Below are 23597 nucleotides of genomic sequence, written 5' to 3'. Positions count from 1 at the left end.
ATTCGTTTAGGGGTTTAATTTTGTTATAGTAATATTTTTGTCTGTTCGGGTAATTTTCACCGGGAGTGTGGTAGCTATAGTTTCAATCAGTTCCTCAACACTGGGAACGTTGATCTCGCCCTCTATTTTGAGATTGGCTAAATCCGGGTTTAAAAAATCTACATGATAGCCGTAATCATCGGTCATGATCTCGCTGATCTGCGCAAGGGAGGCATCATTAAATAAAAGCTGGTGCTTTGTCCATTTGGTAATTTTTTCAGGAACCGGCAGGATCATACGGGTAAGGGTTTTTCTATAAGCATGTTGTACATAATCGCCCGGTTTCATAATAAGCGATAGTTTTCCGGATGCTGCATCAACATAGTCAAGCCTGATCTTTCCCTGTACTAATCCTACATTAGTTTTATTGTGCCTGCTTCTTACATTAAAAGTTGTACCCAACACCTCAATATCCATATCAGAGCAATGCACTATAAATCTTTCAGTAGGTTTGATATTGCGGGGATCTTTATTGATATGTTTTACATTGAATAGCCCCTCTCCACTTATCCAAACCTCCCTCGATTTTTCATCCCAGTTACCGGAGTAAGTTAACTTTGAATTACCATTAAGCACCACGGTTGAGCCATCGGGTAATGTAACAGTGCGCAGCTCACCAAAAGTGGTATCAATTTCGTTTTGTCTGCCTTTGACGAGCCATAAGGAAATGCCGATAGACGACACCAGCAATAACATTGCAGCGATACGGAGGAACCTGCTTAGTGTGAATATCTTTGGCTTAGCCTGGTCTATTTGCAGTGTTGATTCAATCCTGAGCCAAACTTTTGATTGATTAGCCTCATTGGTAAAAACATCCTGTTTACGGTATGCTTTAATAATTTTTGAAGCTTCGGCTATTATTTCTTTCTGCTGCGGATATTCTGCTGCAACTTGCTGCCAAAAAACAGTGTCGTTATGTGAGGGGTTAATCACAAAACGGAGAAAATCATCGTCCTCTAAAAAATCCGGCAGGGTATAATTACTGTATTTGGCTATCTGCATTGTTTATAAGGTGTTATTTACTCCTTATAGACAGCACCCTGCCCCAATTATCCCTACAAACTGAAAAAAAATTATTTTTTAATAATTGTTTATGCAGAAGCACGAATACAAGGCTAAAACAATAGCCAATTTTGAAGTTTTTAGCACATCCTGAAGGTTATCAAAAGCTTTATAGATCAGTTTATAGGCCGAACTAATGTTTATTTCCATAATATCGGCAATTTCATCATAACCTAAACCCTCATAAAAACGCAGGTATATAATTTCCTGCTGCCGTGCCGGCAAAGCTTTTACATGAAATTTAATTTTCTTCTGCAATTCCTGTTCTTCCTCATCGGCCATGAGCTGCTGGTCGAATGAAATTTCAAAGGGAAAGTTATGTTCAGCTTCATCTTCAAGGTCAACAAAGCGCGATTTTGATTGCAGCTTGCGGAAAATAATACTGCGCAATGATTTGAATAGGTAGTTTTTTACTGAAGCTGGATTGCCAAGCCCGGCCCTGTTTGTCCAAAGCCTGATAAAAAGATCATGTATGGCATCTTCAATTACGTTAACGTCCCTGGTAAATTTGTGCCCGTAATTATTGAGGATTTTAAAATACTGGTTATACAGTTGCGTGTAGGCATCCCAATTGCCTTCTTTAAAAGCAAGCCAGACAGCAGTATTATGATCGTCATGAACAATTTGTTCGTGAGACATAGCTTAACCAGGGGATAAAACGTTTTACAATTGAAATCAGGTACAATGTAATAATTATAACAATAAATTTACACCTAATTAAAAATCAATAATACAATTAAATTGATATAAAATTGCTTTTGCCGGAATTGAAGAAGTTATCGCCAAAAAGTCACACCCTTTTGACAATGGTAAACACTCAAATATTTCAATTTTTAAAATAACTTAGCCCATATCAATATTGCCTGATATTTAAAAACCGATTGCCACGCTAAATTATGTTTGAATCAGTTACTATTAAGGATATTGCCAAGGCTTTGGGTGTGTCAACATCAACGGTATCAAGGGCGCTGAACGGAAGCTACGAAATAGGTACCGAAACCAAAAAGCTTGTCCTTGAGTACGCTGAAAAAATTAACTATCGGCCCAACCCTATCGCTTTAAGCCTTAAAGAGCAAAAAAGCCACTCCATAGGCGTGGTGGTTTGCGAGGTGGCAAATGATTATTTTTCGCAGGCTATTAATGGCATCGAATCTATTGCTTATAACCGTGGATACCATGTTATCATTACCCAAACGCATGAGTCATTTGACAGGGAAAGTGCCAATGTAAAACACCTGCTCTCAAGGCATGTGGATGGATTGCTGGTGTCACTATCAGCCCAAACAACTGATACTTCCCAATATAAATACCTGCTGGATAAGGGTTTTCCTATTGTATTTTTTGACAGGGCGGCGCCTGACCTGAACACTCACAAAGTGATAGCCAATAATTTTCAGGGATCATTTAACGGCACCGAAGCTTTGATCAATTCGGGTTTTAGCAAAATAGCACACCTCACCAATTCAAATAATCTGCTTATAAGCCATGAGCGCTTTGAAGGCTATAACGCTGCACTTGATAAACACGGTATCGAGTTTAGGCCCGAATACCTTAAACATTGCAACCATGGCGGCATGATCCACGATGAAGTGGAGCTCGTGCTGAAAGAATTGCTGGCATTGGACGATAAGCCGGAGGCTATTTTTAGTGGCAGCGACAGGCTCACCATCAGCAGTATATCGATATTAAAAAAATGGGGCTTAAAAGTTCCGGGAGATATCGCGATAGCAGGCTTTACCAATTCGGATGTTGTTGACCTGTTCGACCCACCATTAACTGTTGTACGTCAGCCTGCCTTTCAGATTGGACAAATGGCTACGGAGATGCTTATTAAAACCATAGAAAGCAAATGGCCGGTTGAAGAGTTTACTACCGAAAAGGTGGAAACGCAATTGATTGTGCGGTCGTCGTCGGTGAGGTATTGAGAAGATGAAGAACAACTTAAAATGTTGATGTTTAAACCCCATGTCATTGCGAGGAGCGGCGCGGGCAAAAGCATCTGGGGCGACGTGGCAATCTCGTAGCTACTCAAATCGGATATGCATTGGCTACAAGATTGCTGCGCTCGCAATGATATCCTTTCCAACACAAAGACAAAGCTTAACCATTTATACAACCGTTACCTTCACCCCCTTTTCTTCCAGCATATTGAGCATTGCCGGGCTTATACCGCTATCAGTAATAATTTCATTGATTTGATCAAGCGCACAGATTTTGGCCAGGCCCCGCTTACCAAATTTGGTGCTATCGGCCAACACAATGGTAGTTTGAGCAGCATTGATCATTTTTTGATTGAGCCTGGCTTCGGATAAATTTGTGGTAGTCAATCCTATGTCAGGATCGATACCATCTACTCCTAAAAACAATACGCCACATAACATATCATCCAGCATCAGTTCGGCATAATTACCGGTTACCGATGAGGAGGTGTTTCGCATTTGCCCGCCCAATTGAACAATATCAACCTGCGGATGCTGCAAAAGTTCAAGCGCTACCGGCAAAGCTGCGGTGACTACCGTAAGATGCTTATTGGGCTGCATGGCACGGGCAAGGGCAAGCATTGTAGTACCGGAGGCTATGATAACTGAATCATTGGTATCTATCCTTATCGCTGCTTCTGCGGCAATTTTTCTTTTTCGGGGCCGTTCAGTTTCTCCTTCTCGGCCACCGGCCTGTCATTAGCATAAGGGTTTGTTTTACTTGCACCACCATGCGTTCTGAAAAGCAGGTTTTTATCTTCCAAAAGTTTCAGGTCCTTTCGGATAGTAACTTCCGAAACACTTAACTGGGTACTCAGATCCTGTACATTCACAAAGCCGTCGGTATCAACTTTTTGCAGGATAAACTTATGCCGGTCTGTGTTTTTACTCATAATCGCTAAATTAAACAGAAAAATTGACTGTAATGTTTTGCAAAGCTCACTGTGCTCCGTGTTAGTCAAATGTAACCAAATAAAATTATTTTCAATTTCGTTTAGTTTTATTTTATTTCGATTTTATATATTTGAATAAATATCGAAATAAAATGAACTCATTTACCAGAGAGGCCAATCTCAACCATCTTAATGATACCGAAAAGATCTGGGACCTGATTATTATAGGAGGTGGGGCTACCGGACTTGGCGCGGCTGTAGATGCAGCTTCGCGTGGCTTCTCTATATTATTACTTGAACAGGCCGATTTTGCCAAAGGAACCTCGAGTCGTGCTACTAAACTGGTTCATGGCGGCGTACGCTATTTAGCACAAGGCGATATAGGCCTGGTACGTGAAGCCTTGCGCGAACGGGGACTATTATTGAACAACGCTCCACATCTTGTAAAAAACGAAAGTTTCATTATCCCCAATTACTCCTGGTGGGACGGTGTTTTTTATACTATCGGCCTCAGCCTTTATGATTTGCTCGCCGGTAAACTAAGCTTTGGCAGAGCAAAGCATATTTCAAAAAAAGACACCATTAAACGTTTGCCCGGCATACAGGAAAAAGGACTTCACGGAGGCGTTATTTATCATGACGGGCAATTTGACGATTCTCGGCTGGCAATTAACCTGGCGCAAACCGCCATTGAACAGAGCGCAACCCTGCTCAATTACTTTAAAGTAACCGGATTAATCAAAGATACTACTAATAAAATCATAGGCGTAAAAGCCACTGATACAGAGACTGGCGCCGGGTATCAATTAAAAGCCAAAACGGTGATCAATGCTACCGGCGTATTTGTTGATGACGTACTAAAAATGGATACGCCGGAGAAAAAACCGATGGTTAGGCCAAGCCAGGGTGTGCACCTTGTACTCGACCGTTCATTTTTACCGGCAGAAGATGCCCTAATGATTCCCAAAACAGAAGACGGACGTGTGCTTTTCGCTGTCCCGTGGCACGAGAAACTATTGATTGGCACTACGGATACCCCTATTAACTCGCACAGCCTGGAGCCGGTAGCGCTGGATGAAGAAGTAGACTTTATATTAAGAACAGCCGGTAAATACCTCACCAAAGCCCCAACCCGTGCAGATGTACTAAGCGTTTTTGCAGGCTTAAGGCCACTTGCCGCCCCACAGGATGGAGCCTCAAAAACAAAAGAAATTTCGCGGAGCCATAAACTGATTGTTTCCGCATCAGGTTTAATTACTATAACCGGCGGTAAGTGGACTACCTACCGCAAAATGGCAGAAGATATTGTTGATAAAACAATTGAGGTTGGCGGACTAAATAATATACCGTGTAAAACTGCCTCCTTATCTATCCATGGCAGTCGCCCCAATCCCGACCGCACAAACCCAATGTTTGTTTATGGTGCCGATATTGAAAACGTTTTGGCTTTGTACAAAGAGAATCCGAACTGGAAAAACCTTGTTCATGCCGAATGTAGCTACACTAAGGGCGAAGTGATCTGGTCGGTAAGAAATGAAATGGCGCGCACCGTTGAAGATATACTGGCCCGCCGTACCCGTGTGCTTTTTTTAGATGCCCGTTTAGCTATTGAAATGGCTCCCGAAGTAGCACACCTCATGGCCGGCGAATTGGGGAAAGATGCTGAATGGGAGACGGCACAGGTTAAAGCATTTAACGAAACAGCAAAAAATTATATACTAACACCACATTAAAATAAAATTTAATGTGATATTCAACAAATAAACCAAGGTAAACCAAACCAAATTATGCAGGAATACATTTTAGCGCTCGACCAGGGTACTACCAGCTCACGGGCCATAATTTTTGATCATGCAGGCAAAATTATTGCTTCGGCACAAAAAGAATTTAAGCAGTATTTTCCCAAACCCGGCTGGGTTGAGCATGACCCTAACGAGATTTGGGCTGGGCAGATAGCAGTAGCCGTGGAGGCCATCGCGAAAGCAGGCCTGGGTGGCGGCAATATCAAAGCTATAGGCATAACTAACCAACGCGAAACCACCATAGTATGGAACCGCAAAACCGGCGACCCCATCCACAATGCCATTGTTTGGCAGGACAGGCGCACTGCTGCCTTTTGCGATGAGCTAAAACAAAACGGTCATAGCGAAATGATCCGCGATAAAACCGGCCTGGTAATCGATGCTTATTTTTCCGGCTCAAAAGTTAAATGGATCCTGGATAATGTGGAAGGTGCAAGAGCGCAGGCAGAAGCCGGCGAACTGGCCTTTGGAACGGTTGACAGCTGGCTCATCTGGCAGTTAACCCGCAGCGAAGTACACGCCACCGATGTAACCAATGCCGGCCGTACCATGCTGTTCAATATCCGCACCCAACAGTGGGACGAGGAGTTGTTACAACTGTTCAACATCCCAAAAAGTATCTTGCCCGAAGTAAAACAGTCAAGCGAGCTGTACGGACAAACCGCCAATAATCTGTTTGCGCAACGGATCCCGATAGCAGGCATAGCAGGAGATCAGCATGCGGCTTTATTCGGGCAAATGTGTATTGATAAAGCCATGGTTAAAAATACTTATGGCACCGGCTGTTTTATGCTGATGAATATCGGGCACGAGTTTATCAAATCAAAAAACAACCTGCTTACCACCATCGCCTGGAAAATAAACGGCGAGATCACCTACGCCTTTGAGGGCAGCATTTTTATAGGAGGCGCAGTTGTTCAGTGGCTGCGCGATGGGCTGGGCATTATCAAAACGTCGGCAGATGTTGAAAAGCTGGCTACCTCAGTAAAAGATACCGCGGGCGTTTACTTTGTACCCGCGTTTGCAGGTTTGGGCGCTCCCTACTGGGACCCGGAAGTTCGGGGGGCTATAGTTGGTTTAACCAGGGGTGCTACAGCAGCCCACATTTCAAGGGCCGCATTATCATCAATAGCCTACCAAACCATGGATGTGCTTAAAGCGATGGAAGCTGATGCAGGCATGGAGATAAAAGAACTACGTGTAGATGGCGGCGCAACAGCCAATAACCTGCTGATGCAGTTTCAATCAGACGTATTAAACTGTAAAGTGATCCGGCCCGAGGTTACCGAAACTACAGCACTTGGTGTAGCCTATATGGCCGGACTGGCTGTAGGATATTGGAAAGATATAGCCGAAATTCAGCACTTGTGGGCCGCCGAAGCGGAATTTACTCCGGCTGACGATCTTGATGAAGTCAAATCGGGCATTGCGGGTTGGAAACGTGCGGTAAGCACGGCTCAATGCTGGTCAAATTCCGGGCATCCTGTAACAGTTATTTAATATCCATCTTTTAAATATTTTAACATGTCTCCATTTGTAGCCGAGCTGATAGGCACCATGCTCCTGATATTGTTGGGTGATGGTGTAGTGGCCAACGTAGTTTTAAAAGATACCAAGGGAAATAACAGCGGATGGATAGTAATTACCACTGCCTGGGGATTAGCCGTTTTTGTAGGGGTAGTTGTTGCCGGTCCGTATAGCGGCGCGCACCTTAACCCTGCTGTAACCATAGCCCTCGCCATTGCGGGTAAGTTTGCCTGGGCAAACGTTGTGCCCTACATTATCGCACAGTTTGCGGGCGCTTGTATCGGTGCATTTTTAGTTTGGATCATGTATTACGATCATTTTAAACGCACAAATGATCCGGCTTCTATTTTGGCCGTATTTTGCACCGGGCCAGCCGTACGTAATTACATATCAAACATTGCCAGCGAAATAATTGGTGCTTTTGTATTGCTCTTCACCATTTTCTACATAGCCGGTGCCGAAATCACGCCCGCTAAAACCCCTATTGGCCTGGGCTCAGTAGGCGCTATCCCGGTAGCATTACTGGTTTGGGTAATCGGTTTGTCATTAGGAGGCACTACCGGCTATGCTATCAACCCGGCCCGTGATCTTGGGCCGCGCTTTATGCATATGCTATTACCGATAAAAGGCAAAGGAACGAGCGATTGGGCTTATGCATGGATCCCGATTATCGGCCCATTGGTTGGGGCTTCCATTGCTGCTGTATTGTATCTTTCAATTAAGCTATAAATATCATCAAAACAGCATTAGCCTAACGAAGTTTTAAAGGCTTCGTTAGGCTTTAAAAGCTCTGTTAAGCTACGGCAGCTATCAATGTGCTACTACTGCAACAACGACTTAATCTTGTTAAAGATCTCGGTATTGCTGTAAACTCCTCTGAAATCCAGCGAATGCGGGCCGTAGCTAAATACCGGAACCGGGGTACCGGTATGATCATTGGTGCTAAAATCGCCCCATACGTAACCATCGTTGATACTGCCGTCAAGCAGGGTTAAGCCGCCTGTTTCATGATCGGCAGTTACAATTACCAGGGTTTCGCCATCTTCGTCGGCAAATTTCAGAGCATCGCCAACAACACGGTCAAAGTCGCTATTTTCGGTGATCACCTGTTTTAAGTTGTTAGCGTGACCGCCATGGTCAATCTGCGAACCCTCAATCATCATAAAGAAACCATTAGGGGCATTTTTGAACGTTTGGGTTACTTTATTGAATGCCAGCGGCAGATAATTCCCCCTACCCTCCATTTTCGGGCGGGTTACGCTATCATCCATCAAACCCAGGATTTTCGGGGCCGAGCTATTCAAAAACTCATCAAAGTTGCGGATCACCGTGTATCCCCTCTTCTTCATTTTATCAACCGGGCTTTCGCCATTAACCGGCCAGATAAAATCTTTATATGACGAGCCTAAGAAAATATCAATAGGTGATGACGTAATTTGATTAGCGATAGCAGTAGAATGGCTTCGCTCCGAATCATGCGCGTAGAACGCAGCCGGAGTTGCATCTGTAAGCTCGCAGGCAACAATATCAGCAGTCTTTTTACCTGCTGCCGCGCTGTAGTCAGCTAATGATTTCAACGGTTTACCTGAGGGATCAACACCTACTGCCCTGTCGTTAGTTTTTTGGCCTGATGCAAAAGCGGTGGCTCCTGCAGCCGAATCAGTGATATAAGCATCGGCAGAATTAGTTACTGAAAAGCCAATGTTGAGCATCTGGAAAATATTCAACTGGCCGCGGTTGGCGGTATAGGTTGAATAGATCTGCGATAAGCCCATGCCATCGCCGATACACAAAATGATGTTTTTTACTTTCTTAACCGTACCGTCCGATTTATACGTTGGCTTATAAATGCCATACTCTTGTGGCGCGGTGTACTCACTTGCTGGCTTCTTGTTCAGAAAATCGCCAAGCTCTTCTATTTTATCGGTGCCAATTACATCAACACCTAAACGGATCAGCGCCAGCCAACTGCTTTTGGTATCAGGAGTTTCCCAAAAACGGACCTTTTTACCGGAGTTATGTACGCTATCGATCCCTGCTTTTATCCTCGAGATCTCTTCGTTATTCAATACACCTTTACCATTCCAGTGCATATATTTACCAAACGGAAAGCTTACCATGCCAATCTTTTTCCATTGCGCCGGAGTAAAACCGTTCATATGGTCAACATCAAAAGAGATCCAGGCCGGATAATTGGTCATCTCTGCCGCAGGGGGCACTGCTCCTGTCAACACTATCGATAACCTCCCCGGGTGACCTTCATAATCAAAATATTGTTCTAACGGTTTCAGTTCTTTGATCACCAAGGGCAATACCGCCTTATGATCTTCCTTAATTTCGATGAGCAGCCTTAAATGGCGCTGCGGATCTCGTTTAAATTTTTCAATCAGCGGATCGATGTACAAGATTTTCAACGACCGTTTAGCGTCAATCTCTTTTTTATCATGAGCCACCATCAGCTGCCCATTAACTGCATAACAGTCGGCCTCGATAGAACCGAAACCTTTTTCATAGGCCCGGTAAAAAGGGATGTTGTTTTTGTAATCGTTATGGGAGTGCGCGTCGGCTACGGTGTAGTTTTTAACCTGCGCATTGGCCGTGAGGCCGGCGTTTGCCAGCAACGCTGCCAGCGTAATTAGGGTAGTACTTTTTTCATTTGGTATAGATATAGCAAAACCGGGCTGTGCCCGGTTTTGTAAGTTTCAATATGTCAATTACCAGCCGGCATTCTGTTTCAGCTGGCCCTGGCTTATCTGGATATCTTTTGGCGGAATTGGCCAAACGTTATCCCTCGCCGGGTCAAAGTTACGAGCTTTCCACACAACTAAGCCATCCGAACCGTGTAACGGTTTTGCGTAAATTGCCTGTGCATCGCCCCAGCGTACCAGGTCAAAGTTACGATCACTCCACTCACCAGCCAATTCAACGCGGCGTTCGTGTTTGAGGTTTGCCATTGTGGCATTAGTAATCGGGGGCAATCCTGCACGTACACGCACCTGGTTAAGCGCGGCATCACCGTTTTTACCCTGCATGATCTGCGCTTCGGCTTTAATCAGCAAGATCTCGGCATAACGCAATAATGGCACGTTTAAATCTGTAGATGGTTCATCGCCGTTAGGGCTTACGTGAATACCACCTGCATAGCTAAACGGTTCCATATATTTATTAAACTGGTAGCCGGTTAAGCTGTTGCTTTTACCACCAATTGGGTAAGTATAAGTTTGACCGAAATACTGGAAGCTATCGCCTTTTTGCAGGATAGTAGCCGGAAGCCTTTTATCGCCTGCTTCAAACTCATCAACCAATTCTTTGGTTGGCTGATAATAACCGAAGCCGTTATATAAACCCCAGCCTTTGTTCTCCAACATAGCACCAGGCAAAATGCTCTGACCATTCAGGTTACTTGCAACCGACCAGATATACTCAGAGCTATAGTTATTAGCGATCTTGAACACATCCGCATAATTACTTAGCAAAGCATGTTTTCCGCTAAGGATAACCGAGTCGGCATATTTTTCGGCATTAGCGTAATCCTTAGCATGCAGGTAAGTTTTAGCCAAATAAGCATAAGCAGCAGTTTTATGAGCGCGGCCTTTATCGGCAGCAGCCAGTTTATCGAAATAAGGCAATAAAGAAGCTGCCTTTTTCAAATCAGCCTCGATATAAGCGTAGTTATCTTTAACTGAGGGCAATTGCGCCGGGAACGCTAATGGATTAGCGCGATTTTGCAAAGGAGCACCTTGTTTGTCCGATCCGTACAGATCGGCAATTTCCAGGTGCATTACAGCATGAATAAAGTAAGCCTGGCCCAAAATAAAGTTTTTGGTAGCTGCGTCCATGTTGATGTTCGGCACGTTGTTGATGACGTCATTAGCACGTTTCATCACTACAAAATGCAGTTGCCATGGAGCGTAAATACTGCTTTCGTTGCCGGTACAGATAAAGTTTTTGATATTTTCCCTATCGGCAGATGTACGGCCAACAACCATGTCATCGCTGGCATTAATGAACCAAAAGAAACCGCGACCGTAAAGATCTTCGCTGTTACTTTGTTTCTCATACAAACCATTGGCCGCTGCCTGGGCATCGGCAGCAGTTTTCCAGAAGTTTGTACTGGTTGGCGTACCGGTTGGTTTAATATTATCTAAAGTGCCTTTTTTACAGCTTTGGGCCAGTGCAATAACCATTGCACCCATTAAGCCTTTGCTAATTATATTTTTGAATTTCATCTCTATATCTTCTTAATTGTGGTTCCTGATTAATTATAAGCCTACGTTAACACCTATTAAAATAATCCTTGCCTGTGGGTACAAGCCTAAATCAACGCCGTTTTGGTTGATACCAACTTCGGGGTCAAGACCTCTGTATTTGGTAAATGTGGCCAGGTTTTGCGCGTTGGCAAAAATGCGGGCGCTGCGTACACCAATTTTAGTCATCAGCGCTTTTGGCAGTGTGTAACCAAGCGTTACGTTTTTGATACGCATGTATGAACCGTTCTCAACATAAAAGTCAGATACGTTACCAAAGTTGCCGTTTGCATCACTTGCAGATAAGCGCGGGATATTGGTGTTTGTATGGGTTGGTGTCCAGGCATTTTTAGCGTCGGCCAGCAGGTTATAGTTTTGGATAGATGCATTTAAACCTGTGTATTTAACAGCATTGAAAAGTTTATTACCTGCGACACCTTGCAAAAATACGCTCATATCAAACGGGCCATAGTTAAAGTTTGCCGTAAAACCATAGCTAATTTTAGGGAAAGGTGTACCCAGGTAAGTTTTGTCGGCCTCGGTTATTTTACCGTCATTATTAAGGTCCTGGAATTTGATATCGCCTGGTTTTGCATTTGGTTGAATAAGCGTACCCGAGGATCCTTTATAATTATTTACCTCATCCTGCGATTGGAATAAGCCCGCGGTTTTGTATCCAAAGAACGAATACAAAGAATACCCCTGTTGTAACCACACAGGCACCAGGTTATCTCTTACTGTTGGACCAGAAAGGATGGTTTGCTGACCTGGAAGTATGTTATCAATTTTATTTTTGATGTATGATCCGTTAGCTGCTAAATTATAATGGAATTCACCAACGCTACCCTGGTATTTAACTGCTAACTCAATACCTTTATTGGTGATCTGACCACCGTTAACAAACGGAGGGTTTGACACGCCATAAACAGCTGCAACCGGTGGCTGGAACAGGAAACGGGTATTTCTTTTCTGAAACACATCAGCAGTAACATTGATCTTACCGTTCATCAGGCCTAAATCAACACCAATATCGGTTTGTGTAGCTTTTTCCCATTTAAGATTAAGGTTAGCCAAGCCATCAACAGCCGAACCTGTAATAGCTGTAGCCGGGCTACCTAAATAACCGGCAGTTTTGGTTAACGAAACTGAAGTTGGGAAGCTTGGTAAACCTGCAAGGTTACCCGACTGACCGTAACTTGCCCTTAACTTAGCAAATGATACCAGAGCATCGGTAGGAAAAAATGATTCCTTGCTAATTAACCAACCAGCCGATACGCCAGGATAAACTTCAGCACGGTTGCTGCTTGATAATAATGAGGTAGCATCACGACGGATGATACCGTTGACAAAGTATTTACCGGCATAATCATAACCGATCCTGCCCAGGTATGAGATCAAAGCAGATTCGTTCTTGTTGCCTTGTAGCGGTACGCCTGTTGGGTTAAGACTACCGTTGATGATATAACGATAAGCAGGATCTTCGCTCAGGTAGTTATCTGTGTTAACGCTAAAAAACTCCTGGGTATCATTCTGATAAGTATAACCTGCCAAAGCACTTACGTGATGATTACAAAAAGTCCTGTCGAAGTTTAAAGTTTGCTCGGCCAGGATAGTGCGTGTATTGTTTTGCTCCTGGAAAAGGAAGTTATCAAAAAACTTTTTACCGGGCTCCAATACCCTTGTGCTAAAGTTTTTAATGGTTTCAGAGTTCTTAGTAACCCCCAGATTTGAGCGAAATTTTAAACCTTTAATCAGGTTAATTTCAACATAAGGGTTGACATTAAAGCTATTTACAGCATCGCTGTTGTCCAAACGTTTTAAATAAGCAACCGGGTTAATTACGTCACCATATGAACCTGCATATTGGGCGGGCACACCACCAAAGCTGCCATCGGCATTATAGATAGAAGCGTTTGGAGGGTAAAATATAGCTGATAAAATAGCACCGGTGTAAGCACTTGTAGTATTGGCACCTTGTCCGTTGTTATATGAATAAGAGAAACTTTCGCCAATCTTTAACCAGTTGTTGATCTGATGATCAGAGTTTACACGAAAGTTGTAGCGAATAGCATTGGTATTTAACAGGATCGCATCATTTTTACGATAGCCTCCTGAAATATAAAAGGTAGATTTTTCGCTGCCGCCACTGATATTCAAGTTATAATCCTGTATGTAACCTGTTCTGAACAAGGCATCTGTCCAGTTGGTACGGGTTACGCGCGAATCAGGGTTTATAGTACCATCAAATGCAGGTAAGCGGGTTTTGCCTGCGTTATCATAAGCAGTATTTATAGCATCTGCATAATCGGCAGCGTTTAAGGCCTGTAATATTTTCAAGGCGTTTTGTACGCCGCCTTTTGCGGTAATGTCAAGATTGGTTTTACCTTGTTTACCGCGTTTGGTAGTGATCAAAATTACACCACCAGCAGCCTTGGCACCATAGATGGCAGCATATGAATCTTTCAATACGTCGATAGATTCGATGTCCGAAGGATCGATGGGGCCGCCGTTATAAATGGTACCGTCAACAACCATCAGCGGACCTTCATTATTGAAAGAGCTTTGACCGCGTAACCTGATGCTTGGGCCCGAAGTTGGGTCACCACCTTCGTTCAAAACTGTAACACCGGCAATTTGTCCCTGCAGCATTTCAGTCACCGAACCTACCGAACGATCTTTAACATTACTAACTTTTAATGAACCTACCGAACCGGTTACGTCGGTATTTTTTTGTGTGCCATAACCTACCACTACTACGGCGTTCAAACCGGTAACGTCAGCTTCTAAAGTAATGCTAAGCGGAAATTGACCGGCGGCAACTTCGCGGCTCTTGTAGCCGATAAAACTGAATACCAGCACCTCGCCCTTTTCAACAGTAATTTTAAAATTACCATTAACGTCGGTTGAAGTGGCGGCAGTTGAAGTTTTGCTGCGTACAGCCACGCCGGCCAGCGGACCGTCCTTATCGTTCACTGTTCCGGTCACCGTAATTTTTTCGGGTGCACGTACCACCTTTTTGTGCGAGATAATAATAGTGCCGTATTTTTCGCGGTACTCCAATTGTGTATTGGCAGTTAAAGCGTTAAGCACATCTTTTAATGGTTTGTTAACAAATGAATTTGCCTTTACTTTTACCGCGGCCACATCATCCATCTTGTAGTTAAATGCAACGGTATTTACCGCTTTTTTGAGTTTCTCGAGCGAGGCATCCATGGTTTCATCGGCAAACTTTACGGTTACCGGCTGATCCATCAGCGACACACTACGCTCGGCGAAGGCGCGTGAGGGCAATACTGCCGTCAGGGTTGTTACCAGCAATAAAATTGCTGAGATTAATCTTCTTGAAATCCGGGTTAAAGATTTTTCCATACATTTGTTTTTAAAGTGATTAGTAACTGCCTGTTGGCTTTTAGTTTTGGCAGCTACACTTAATTGAGCCAGTGCCTGTTGGAGCAGGCATTGGTTTTCCTTTTATATTGTTATCTAATATTTACAGTATCTCCGTTTAACTTATACTTTCGGCCGTCAATAAACTGGAGTATATCCAGCACCTGTCTGATATTCAACTTATTTGAAAACCTAACCGAGTAATGCTGCTGCGCCAATCGTTTTTCATTGTATTTAAAATTCACGTTATAGCGGTTTTGCAGATAAATGGTAATTTCCTTAAATGACGCATTATCCAGTATCAACTCCTCATGCATCCAGCTCAGCGAATGATCAGCCGTTAGTTCCTGGCGCGTAAAGCTTTCATGTTGTTTGTTATAGGTTAACTGCTGCCTGGGTGTGTAAAAACCCAATGTATGGCGCTGATCATGCACCTCTACCTTCCCGCTATTCACATAAACCTGTATGTCGGGCAGCTCCTTATAAAATTTGATATTGAACGATGTACCAAGTACTTGAGTAATAACTTTTGCGGCATGCACCATAAATGGCCGCTTCACATCATGTTTCACGTCAAAAAACGCCTCGCCATTTATCAGCGTTACTTCTCTTTTCGTATCGCCAAAACTAACCGGGAACTTTAACGATGTGCCTGCATTTAACTGAACGGTTGAGCTATCTGGCAGCATTACCTGTTTCATGCTGCCCTTAGGGGCAGTGATTACCTGGTAAGCAATTTGCTCATTTTTATGAGTAGCTAATTTTGAATAGAACAGTCCGGCACATACAGCTACCAAAACAGCCGCAGCTACTTTTAACCAGGTGGTATTTAGCCTGCGGACTTTACCTTTATCTATAGTTTGTTTTTCTATACGTTCCCAAAGCGGCTGCTTAAGGGCTTTAACATTGTCGCCGGTTTTGGCGTCCATGTCAAGGTTATGCATCAGTTGTTGTAAAAGCTGCAATTCCTCGTCGGTACATTTGCCAGCGTTAAACTTATTGAGTAGTTTTTCTATTTCTCTTTGATTCACCTAACAGGGGCTTTATACCTGATAAGTGACCCGAGACGGAGGAGTGTACTATAACTTTTTGAAAAAATTATCAACAGCAAAAATCTGCTGTAATTATCAAAGGGGATGACATCGTAATACTTCTGAACAGATTTCTTCAACCTGCTTAAAGCATTACTAATTTGGTTGCGCACGGTTTGGTGCGATAAGCCTAAAAATTCGGCTATTTGCGGGCCGGTCATATCCTGCTCGCGGCTGCACAAATACACCTGGCGCATCTTTTCGGGCATATCCGCAATTTCCTGGTCTATCAACAAGTGCAATTCGGCAAGGGAAAGTTTTTGGTCGGTACTGTGTTCATAAGTTTCCTGTATTTCGGAAACATCATCTAACGGGCGAGGTTTGATGCTTTGCTTTTTGTACCACTTATAGCTCATGTAGTTAACAGAAACCATGAGGTAGGCTTCAAGCGCACCATTTACCTGGATGGTATTACGATTTTTCCATATGGAAAGGAACAGCTCCTGTACCATGTCCATCGCTTCATCCTCGTTTTGGGTTTTCTTTAACGCGAAGGCAATCAACCTATCCGCATAACGCTCATAAATTTCCCGGAATGCACCATCGTTACCGCCCTGCAGTTCAAGTAGAAGTTGTGCATCCGAATATTGTTTCACAAGGGGTATTTTTATCGCATCAAAGTAACGGCACTAATGTTAAGCTAAATTTAAATATATATTAATGCTTTAGAAAACACAGGCTAATAATTGGCACTATTTTTTAAAAATAGATTTTGCCCCCAAAATAACTTTTATTTCTCAAACAAACCTATACCTTTGTAATTCATCTGATGATTTACAAATGAGCAAAATTATTAAAAGATCGCTGGCACAAGAGATAGCAGAAAAACTGAAAGAACAGATAAGCAGCGGCCATTACCGGGTAAACGACAAGCTGCCTACCGAACCCGCACTCATGGCCGAGTTTGGCGTTGGCCGCTCTAGCATCCGCGAAGCAACTAAAAGCCTGGTACATTTGGGCCTGCTCAGAATCCAGCAGGGTGCTGGGACTTTTGTGGAACGCACAGCCAGTAATCCTGAGCCTATGGAAGCCCGTTTAAAACGTGCCCGCTCTCAGGACCTTGATGAGGTAAGACAATTACTGGAGATGAAAATAGCTGAAAAAGCTGCTATAAACCGCTCGCAAAAACATATTTTTAACATGAAAAGCCATTTGGAAACCCGGAACAGAACTGCCGAAGCCGGGCTATTGGAAGAGTGTATTGACGCTGATGTTAAATTTCACATCGCTATTGCCGAAGCATCAAAAAACGAGATCCTGAGCGATCTATATAAAACGGCAGCCGTACATTTAAAAAAATGGTTCACTGAAATCCACCCTGATACGCGCATTTTTATCGAAACCCAGCACCTTCACGAAAAGCTCCTGAAAAACATTCTCGATTGCGATTCGAAACAGGCCTGGAATACAGCTATGGAAATTCATCAATATTAAAAAATTTCGCAAAATTCATCTGATGATATAATGTTTTATAGTTTAACCTGTCGCTAATGGAATCTACATCGCCAACAACTATTATCCCCGAACCTAAAAAATTGGTTCAGCAAACAGTGTATTCAATTTTGTTTACAATAAGCCTTGCACACTTTATCAATGATATGCTACAGTCGGTTATACCGTCTATCTATCCGCTTATCAAGCAACGGTTTAGTCTTAATTTTACTCAAATAGGGCTAATCACCTTCACCTATCAAATTACTGCTTCTATTTTGCAGCCATTTGTAGGTCTTTATACCGATAAAAAACCTAAACCATATTCATTGGCAATTGGCATGGGTTTCACTCTATCCGGATTGATGCTTGCCTCTTTTGCCGGCAACTTTTATATTATGCTGATGGCCGTAAGTCTTATTGGTATTGGCTCATCCATATTTCACCCGGAGTCATCCCGGGTGGCACATTTAGCATCGGGAGGAAAAAAGGACTGGCTCAATCTATTTTTCAGCTGGGTGGTAATGCCGGCAGCGCTATTGGCCCCCTGCTTGCAGCTCTTATCGTGATCCCTTACGGACAATCAAACGTGATCTGGTTTTGCCTTATCGCCTTCGCCGGAATTTTGGTATTGCTCCGCATAGCTAAATGGTATGCCGAACGCCTCAGTTTTAATGCAAAAAACAAAAATGCTAAAGAAACCGTTCAGTTGAATATCTCCAAAAGGAGGGTAATATTCTCCCTGGGTATATTGCTGGTGCTTATATTCTCCAAATATTTTTACCTGGCCAGCATCACCAGCTATTATACTTTCTTCCTGATCAATAAGTTCCACTTAAGCATTCAGCAATCACAAATTTATTTATTCATGTTTTTAGGATCAGTAGCAGCCGGAACATTATTCGGCGGGCCACTGGGCGACCGCTTTGGCCGTAAATACATCATCTGGATTTCGATATTGGGTGTGGCGCCCTTTACCATGCTCCTACCCTACGTGTCATTGTTTTGGACCGGTGTTTTATCTGTGTTTATAGGCCTGATCCTTTCATCAGCATTTTCGGCCATCTTAGTTTACGCAACTGAGTTGGTACCAGGAAAAGTCGGATTGATAGCGGGTTTGTTCTTCGGCCTTGCCTTTGGAATGGGCGGTTTAGGCTCCGCAGTGTTGGGTAAAGTTGCAGATATGACCAGTATCAACTATGTATTTAAGATCTGTGCGTATTTACCGTTGATAGGTATTTTCACTGGTTTGCTGCCAAATATTGAAGGGAAGAGGGCGGTGAAGGGTTAAACAAAACAACATAGGCTAATTCAATGCGTCATTGCTAGGAACGAAGCAATCCCCGATTAGCAGAGCAGCTATGCAAGTCTCTCTGTACAGTTTGGGATTGCTTCGTACCGCGCAATAACCTTCCTCTTATAATTCCCTTACCCAAATATTACGATAACTGATAGGCTCACTTTTATCACCATGAGCTTGCAGCTTAATTGGCGAAGCACCATGTTTACGATATTCGGGTTTGCCGATATACGGGGTATCTCCTATTAATGAGGTATTGTTTTGAACCAGCACACCATTATGAATTGCGGTAGCGCGAGCCGCTGATTTTAATGAACCATCCTCATTAAAACGGGGTGCTGTCCAGATTACGTCATAGGTTTGCCACTCGCCGGGTTTGCGGCAAGCGTTTGCCAGGGGGATGGCTTGTTTGTATAAACTGCCCACCTGCCCGTTCACATAGGTTTTATTATTATAGTTATCAAGCACCTGCAACTCATAACCACCGGCTCCCCATGGCAGGGCTGCCAGGAAAATGCCGCTGTTACCGCGTGCTTGTCCGCTGCCGGTTATGTTTGATGGGATGCGATATTCGATATGCAACTGAAAATCCATGAATTTTCGTTTAGTTTGGATATCGCCTGCCGTTTTATCTACCGTAATAATTTTATCATCCACCTTCCATTTATGACTTGATGTACTGTCGTTGGTGGCTACCCATTCATCGAGGTTTTTGCCATCAAACAAAATGATGGCATCAGAAGGTGCATCTCCCAGAGTTTTACCAGGGGTAACCACAGCCGGCACCGGCGACCAGATCTCGGTATCCTCCGGCTTAGCATTTTGCTGCGCGAATATTGTTAAAGAACAGCCTGCTAATAAAGCAGTAAAAATAAGTTTGCGTTTCATTTTAAAACAATTGATCAGGGTTAAATAATCAGATAACTATTCGTGTTTAGCTGAAAGCCTAAAGCAAAAGGCTGAAAACTTTTAATACTGGGTCTTTAGCTTTTTGCTTTAAGCATTCGGCTTTCAGCTTTACTTAGCCAGCGATTTGATCCATAAAGCTATCTTACGGGCATCTTCCTTAGTAACCTGTGGCATAGGTGGCATAGGCGTTGAATAATCGGGCCAGTGCTCGGGTTTCGGGCTACGGATCAGCTGGATCAATTCGGCCACGCTGTATTTGCGTTTAGCTACATCCACGTAAGCCGGGCCAACTTGTCTTTTTGTAGCGTTATGGCACGAAAGACAGGTATTTTTCAGCAGGATCGGCTGCACCTCGGCATAAGTAGGAACCGTGTTTAATCCTGCTGCAGATTTTGCCGTAGCAGCTTTTTTGCCGGCGAGGCCTTTTTCAGATCGGCCGCAGCTGCAGCTTTGGCAGAGTTTATCGTGCTTACCTCCGTCATAGAAAGTTTTTGCCCTTCGGGGATATTATTCAACGTATAATAAGCCGTTGGATGAACTAAATTGAAATAGTTTTCCTTATCGCGGATACCTGCAAGCGTAATGGTGTGGATATAATATTTACGCAGGTTATTCACAATCAATCGCGCTTTTAAACCATCTGCAGATACCTTCACACCTGCTATCGGGCATTTTTCGGTATTTACCGGCGGACTGCCATATACGCCATGGTATTTATAGATATAGCTTTCTACAGAGTATGAAGCTATATCTTCAGCTACTTTCTTATCAACCGGCTTGGTAAACTCTATCTCAAAACCATCGGGCATTGCACGGATAGCACGCATCTCAAACGGAACTTTATTGTTCCATACCAATCGCTGCAATCCCATAGTGGCTTCCCCTGCAGATCCCCAGCCACGGTTGGTTTCGCCTGCAGCCAATGAACCATCAGGTAACCAGGCCAGCCTTACTATGCCTGACTGGAAACCGCTTCTGAAAGCCCAGGCCGCGCCCTGGTATTCGCCGTTAACCTTCTCTAAAAACACCCTGTCAACCATACTTTGGCCCTGGTCGCAGATCAGTAATTGCCCGGCAAAAGGGCCGAATGCGCCTTCCGGGATTTTAACAATTTCGGAGTTGGAGATTCCTAAGATCCCATGCGGTAACCAAACCGCGGGCAGCTGTAACTCAGGGATCTCTTTTTTAGCCTCAAACTCCGTTTTAAATTTTTCATTAACAATATCCTGCGGCTTTACAGGTTGGCCGTTTTTATCAAATTCTATCCTCGGGTTGTTTTTGGCAAAGAATTGCTCGGAAGTGAGTTTTAGCGGCGAGTTAGGCAAACCCGTCCAAACCAGGCTTGAAGGATGCCCCATAAAAGCCCCTTTTTTGATCGGCATGATACTACCTGAACCAACCCAGTCACCCTGGTTATCTGAATACCAAAGTTCGCCATCAATCATACTGATACCGCAAGGCGAACGCAAGCCTGCCGCCCATGGCGTAACAGTGCCATCTTCCTTAATATTTAAAGCCCAGCCCCGGTAAGGCACAAAGCTTTTCGGGTGCCACCAATCGGGCGGGAAGCCGAGGTTCAAAGTCACAAAGAATGAGCCATCGGGCGCTATTTTAGGCCCGAAGCTATACTCATGATAATTTCCTGATAACGGCCATGCATAAATGGTTTCAAAAACATCGGCCTTACCATCCATATTCGTATCAACCAGCTTGGTCAATTCGCCGCGCTGAACAACGTACAACGCACCGTCTTTCCAGGCGGCACCCAGCACCTCATGCAAGCCAGAAGCAAACTTGCGGAAAAAAGGATGCTGACCGGTTGGATTTTCGACCATAAATATATCTCCGCGACGAGTGGTTACTGCCAGCGTACCATTAGGCAGCGTGCACAAACCGCCAACTTCAAGGATAGTACCCTCAGGCGCGGGCACTTTCATGATCTTAAAAAAGTCATCTTCTTTAGGCGATTCGGCCTGGGCAAAGGTATTTTTGATATCGCTCAACAGCGCGATAATTATAAGCGTAAATAAAAACGTGCCCTTGTTTATCATTTGTTTTAAAGTATTGTTCATGATCAAGGCAGCTTAAAAAATGATAGAATAGGTTAATTTCTTTTGAATAGGAATGATGAGCTCCTGCTTCCCTCCCGCATCCCGAACGATAGGTTTGGCGCCCGCTGCATCATCAATACGGATATAGTAGGATTTATCGTCAATGACATATAATCCATTGCCAAGTGTTTCGATATTGCCGGATGCCAGGTGATAAAACAGGCCGTCTACTGCATTGGCAAGTGTTACTTCCCGGTGAATGCCCTGGCCTTTATCCATCACACTGCTGGCATCATTTACCGAAGTACCATAAATATTGTACTTAAATGCCGGAACATCGTCGGCATTCAAAACATAGCCTTTTGGCCTGTACCCTGTACCTGCAGTATCCAAAGCCCAGGCGGCATTTGCATCGCTCAGCTTTTCGATAGCAGGGACAGGTTTGCCAAGGTATTGTACAGAACCAGCCGGGCGCGATGAGCCATCGCCCCTGTCATGCCACATGGGTGTGGCATCTAAGAAACCACCACGCCAGATCTCTACAATCATTCCTTTATCCAAATCGTAAGTGTAATGCAACAGTTCAGGGCTGCCTACATTTACACCATGGGTAACCCTGATACCTCCCGGTAAATCAGAAAAGCTCCGTAATACAGTATTTGAAGTTGCATTGATCAAAATAGGATCAACAGGATCATTGTTGCTTACATTGGCATCGCTCAATAAATACTCGCGGATGCCCGGGCCTGATGCCGTAAGCCCTAAAGCCGGCCTGACCCAATCGACAGTTTTTGAGTAGAGTAATTCAAACGGATGATCGCCGGGTTGTAACTGGGCCTTGCCCTCGCCCCTGTTTTCGGCTAACATAACCGCATCAACCCCGTCAATACGCAATTTGCCTTTACCACCCGGTACATTTAGTTTAAAAACATATTCACCAGCTTCTTTAATTTGAATACTGCCAGTATAACGGATTAGGAAATTATTGGTAAGCTTACCCTGATTTGATGATAATACAGGCGAAGTTCCTTCTGATTCGGGTTTTAGTTTCTTATAACTATCTCCCTCAATAACCCCATCTTTATAAACCCCGTATTTCAGGTTTGAAAGTGTAGGGTGAGGCTTGTCAAAACTGGTTATCCTGATATTCCTGAAAGCTACCGGGCCATGATCGCCCTGCAAACGCAGCGGACCGGTGGTGGCCTCCTTGTTGTCAAAAGCTCCGCGGGTTGGCCCGGCAAGCTCAACATTATCCTGGATCAAAACACCATTGAGCCAAACGTAAAGGACCTTGGCATTGCTGATCTTTTGGCCGCTGACATCAAAGCGCGGTGCCTGGAACGAAATTTTCATGTGCTGCCATAAACCCGGCGCACGGCTGGCATTTTGCCGTGGCGCATGGCCATCATAACCTTGCTGCCCTTCGGGCTTGCTACCGTCCCAGCGCTCATAAATACCACCATTATCTCCCGATTTCGGGTTTACCGTTCCCCAGCTATCTAAAAGCTGAATTTCATAACGCCCCTGCAAATAAATACCCGAATTGGAACCTTTGGCCATCATATAATCAAGCTCCAGGTCGGCATCGCCATAAGCAGATTTGGTAAACAGGTCTTTTGCGCCCTTTTTGCCGGGTAGGTTTACCAAAATCCCGCTACCATCTTTAAGGGTTAAAACTTCATCCTGCGCAATATCAGCCTGTGCGCCGGCTGCTACTTTCCAATTGGATGATGGATTATCAAAAAAAGAAAGATCATTAAGAGGTACCGTGTTTTGCGCCCTGAGTTGCTGGCAACCCAGCAGGCAAACACATGCTATCCAAAACTTTTTTCTGCCGAAGAGTTTAGGAGATTGATTAAAGCAATGCATTGATTTTTAA

General features: G+C 44.0%; 18 protein-coding genes and 1 pseudogene. 6 read left to right on the top strand and 13 right to left on the bottom strand.

Annotated features, from left to right (window positions below; genetic code table 11):
- Positions 1 to 6 precede the first annotated feature (6 nt).
- Together ACRQ5D_RS20450 and ACRQ5D_RS20445 are read right to left on the bottom strand one after the other, a co-directional pair.
- Complete coding sequence (locus ACRQ5D_RS20450; protein WP_091168214.1) at positions 7 to 1041, bottom strand: FecR family protein; 1035 nt, start codon at positions 1039 to 1041, stop codon at positions 7 to 9.
- Positions 1042 to 1119: 78 nt separating this feature from the next.
- Positions 1120 to 1740 (bottom strand): RNA polymerase sigma factor, encoded by a 621-nt coding sequence (locus ACRQ5D_RS20445; RefSeq protein WP_091168218.1) that lies wholly within the window; start codon positions 1738 to 1740, stop codon positions 1120 to 1122.
- Positions 1741 to 1997: 257 nt separating this feature from the next.
- On the opposite strand from ACRQ5D_RS20445, the gene ACRQ5D_RS20440 reads away from it, so the two are divergent.
- Positions 1998 to 3026: a LacI family DNA-binding transcriptional regulator gene (locus ACRQ5D_RS20440; RefSeq protein WP_091168222.1), complete on the top strand. Its 1029-nt coding sequence runs from the start codon at positions 1998 to 2000 to the stop codon at positions 3024 to 3026.
- Between the two features lie 183 nt (positions 3027 to 3209).
- Here the strand turns inward: ACRQ5D_RS20440 and ACRQ5D_RS20435 are convergent, their stop codons facing one another.
- Entirely contained in the window at positions 3210 to 3680 is a 471-nt protein-coding gene (locus ACRQ5D_RS20435) for a DeoR/GlpR family DNA-binding transcription regulator (protein ID WP_431200828.1), read from the bottom strand.
- A 26-nt stretch (positions 3681 to 3706) separates the two neighbouring features.
- Positions 3707 to 3973, bottom strand: a complete 267-nt coding sequence (locus ACRQ5D_RS20430) for a DeoR family transcriptional regulator (RefSeq protein WP_431200287.1) — start codon at positions 3971 to 3973, stop codon at positions 3707 to 3709.
- A 152-nt stretch (positions 3974 to 4125) separates the two neighbouring features.
- Here ACRQ5D_RS20430 and ACRQ5D_RS20425 point away from each other — a divergent pair, with 152 nt between their 5' ends.
- From ACRQ5D_RS20425 to ACRQ5D_RS20415, 3 genes are read left to right on the top strand one after another with little or no spacing between them, the layout of a single operon-like run.
- Positions 4126 to 5706, top strand: coding sequence for a glycerol-3-phosphate dehydrogenase/oxidase (locus ACRQ5D_RS20425; RefSeq protein ID WP_091168230.1), 1581 nt, complete (start codon positions 4126 to 4128; stop codon positions 5704 to 5706).
- Positions 5707 to 5760: 54 nt separating this feature from the next.
- On the top strand, positions 5761 to 7275 hold the full coding sequence (gene glpK / locus ACRQ5D_RS20420) for a glycerol kinase GlpK (RefSeq protein WP_091168233.1): 1515 nt from the start codon (positions 5761 to 5763) through the stop codon (positions 7273 to 7275).
- A gap of 24 nt (positions 7276 to 7299) precedes the next feature.
- Positions 7300 to 8031: an MIP/aquaporin family protein gene (locus ACRQ5D_RS20415; protein ID WP_091168235.1), complete on the top strand. Its 732-nt coding sequence runs from the start codon at positions 7300 to 7302 to the stop codon at positions 8029 to 8031.
- Between the two features lie 92 nt (positions 8032 to 8123).
- Here ACRQ5D_RS20415 and ACRQ5D_RS20410 read toward each other — a convergent pair whose 3' ends face one another.
- The 5 genes from ACRQ5D_RS20410 to ACRQ5D_RS20390 all read right to left on the bottom strand — a co-directional run bounded on the left by ACRQ5D_RS20410 (position 8124) and on the right by ACRQ5D_RS20390 (position 16623).
- Positions 8124 to 9923 (bottom strand): alkaline phosphatase, encoded by a 1800-nt coding sequence (locus ACRQ5D_RS20410; RefSeq protein WP_431200285.1) that lies wholly within the window; start codon positions 9921 to 9923, stop codon positions 8124 to 8126.
- A gap of 93 nt (positions 9924 to 10016) precedes the next feature.
- Entirely contained in the window at positions 10017 to 11531 is a 1515-nt protein-coding gene (locus ACRQ5D_RS20405; protein WP_091168240.1) for a RagB/SusD family nutrient uptake outer membrane protein, read from the bottom strand.
- A gap of 33 nt (positions 11532 to 11564) precedes the next feature.
- On the bottom strand, positions 11565 to 14918 hold the full coding sequence (locus ACRQ5D_RS20400) for a SusC/RagA family TonB-linked outer membrane protein (RefSeq protein ID WP_091168243.1): 3354 nt from the start codon (positions 14916 to 14918) through the stop codon (positions 11565 to 11567).
- A gap of 110 nt (positions 14919 to 15028) precedes the next feature.
- Positions 15029 to 15967, bottom strand: a complete 939-nt coding sequence (locus tag ACRQ5D_RS20395) for a FecR family protein (protein WP_129568816.1) — start codon at positions 15965 to 15967, stop codon at positions 15029 to 15031.
- Entirely contained in the window at positions 15964 to 16623 is a 660-nt protein-coding gene (locus ACRQ5D_RS20390) for an RNA polymerase sigma factor (RefSeq protein WP_431200284.1), read from the bottom strand. Before ACRQ5D_RS20390 ends, ACRQ5D_RS20395 begins: the two co-directional genes overlap by 4 nt.
- Positions 16624 to 16807: 184 nt before the next feature.
- Between ACRQ5D_RS20390 and ACRQ5D_RS20385 the strand changes: the two genes are divergently transcribed.
- Both ACRQ5D_RS20385 and ACRQ5D_RS20380 read left to right on the top strand, forming a co-directional pair.
- Positions 16808 to 17461, top strand: coding sequence for a FadR/GntR family transcriptional regulator (locus ACRQ5D_RS20385; protein WP_091168256.1), 654 nt, complete (start codon positions 16808 to 16810; stop codon positions 17459 to 17461).
- Between the two features lie 56 nt (positions 17462 to 17517).
- A pseudogene (locus tag ACRQ5D_RS20380) lies at positions 17518 to 18749 on the top strand (MFS transporter).
- A 126-nt stretch (positions 18750 to 18875) separates the two neighbouring features.
- On the opposite strand, the gene ACRQ5D_RS20375 reads toward ACRQ5D_RS20380, so the two are convergent.
- From ACRQ5D_RS20375 to ACRQ5D_RS20360, 4 genes are all read right to left on the bottom strand, one after another.
- On the bottom strand, positions 18876 to 19646 hold the full coding sequence (locus tag ACRQ5D_RS20375; RefSeq protein ID WP_091168262.1) for a 3-keto-disaccharide hydrolase: 771 nt from the start codon (positions 19644 to 19646) through the stop codon (positions 18876 to 18878).
- Between the two features lie 129 nt (positions 19647 to 19775).
- Positions 19776 to 20018, bottom strand: a complete 243-nt coding sequence (locus ACRQ5D_RS20370; protein WP_432326408.1) for a c-type cytochrome — start codon at positions 20016 to 20018, stop codon at positions 19776 to 19778.
- A 23-nt stretch (positions 20019 to 20041) separates the two neighbouring features.
- Positions 20042 to 21739: a hypothetical protein gene (locus tag ACRQ5D_RS20365; protein ID WP_432326407.1), complete on the bottom strand. Its 1698-nt coding sequence runs from the start codon at positions 21737 to 21739 to the stop codon at positions 20042 to 20044.
- A gap of 12 nt (positions 21740 to 21751) precedes the next feature.
- Positions 21752 to 23587, bottom strand: coding sequence for a family 16 glycoside hydrolase (locus ACRQ5D_RS20360; protein WP_091168264.1), 1836 nt, complete (start codon positions 23585 to 23587; stop codon positions 21752 to 21754).
- Between the last annotated feature and the right edge of the window lie 10 nt (positions 23588 to 23597).

It is taken from the genome of Mucilaginibacter sp. P25 (assembly GCF_050859465.1).
Lineage (GTDB): Bacteria > Bacteroidota > Bacteroidia > Sphingobacteriales > Sphingobacteriaceae > Mucilaginibacter > Mucilaginibacter gossypii.
This window is presented reverse-complemented; position numbering and strand designations above follow the sequence as displayed.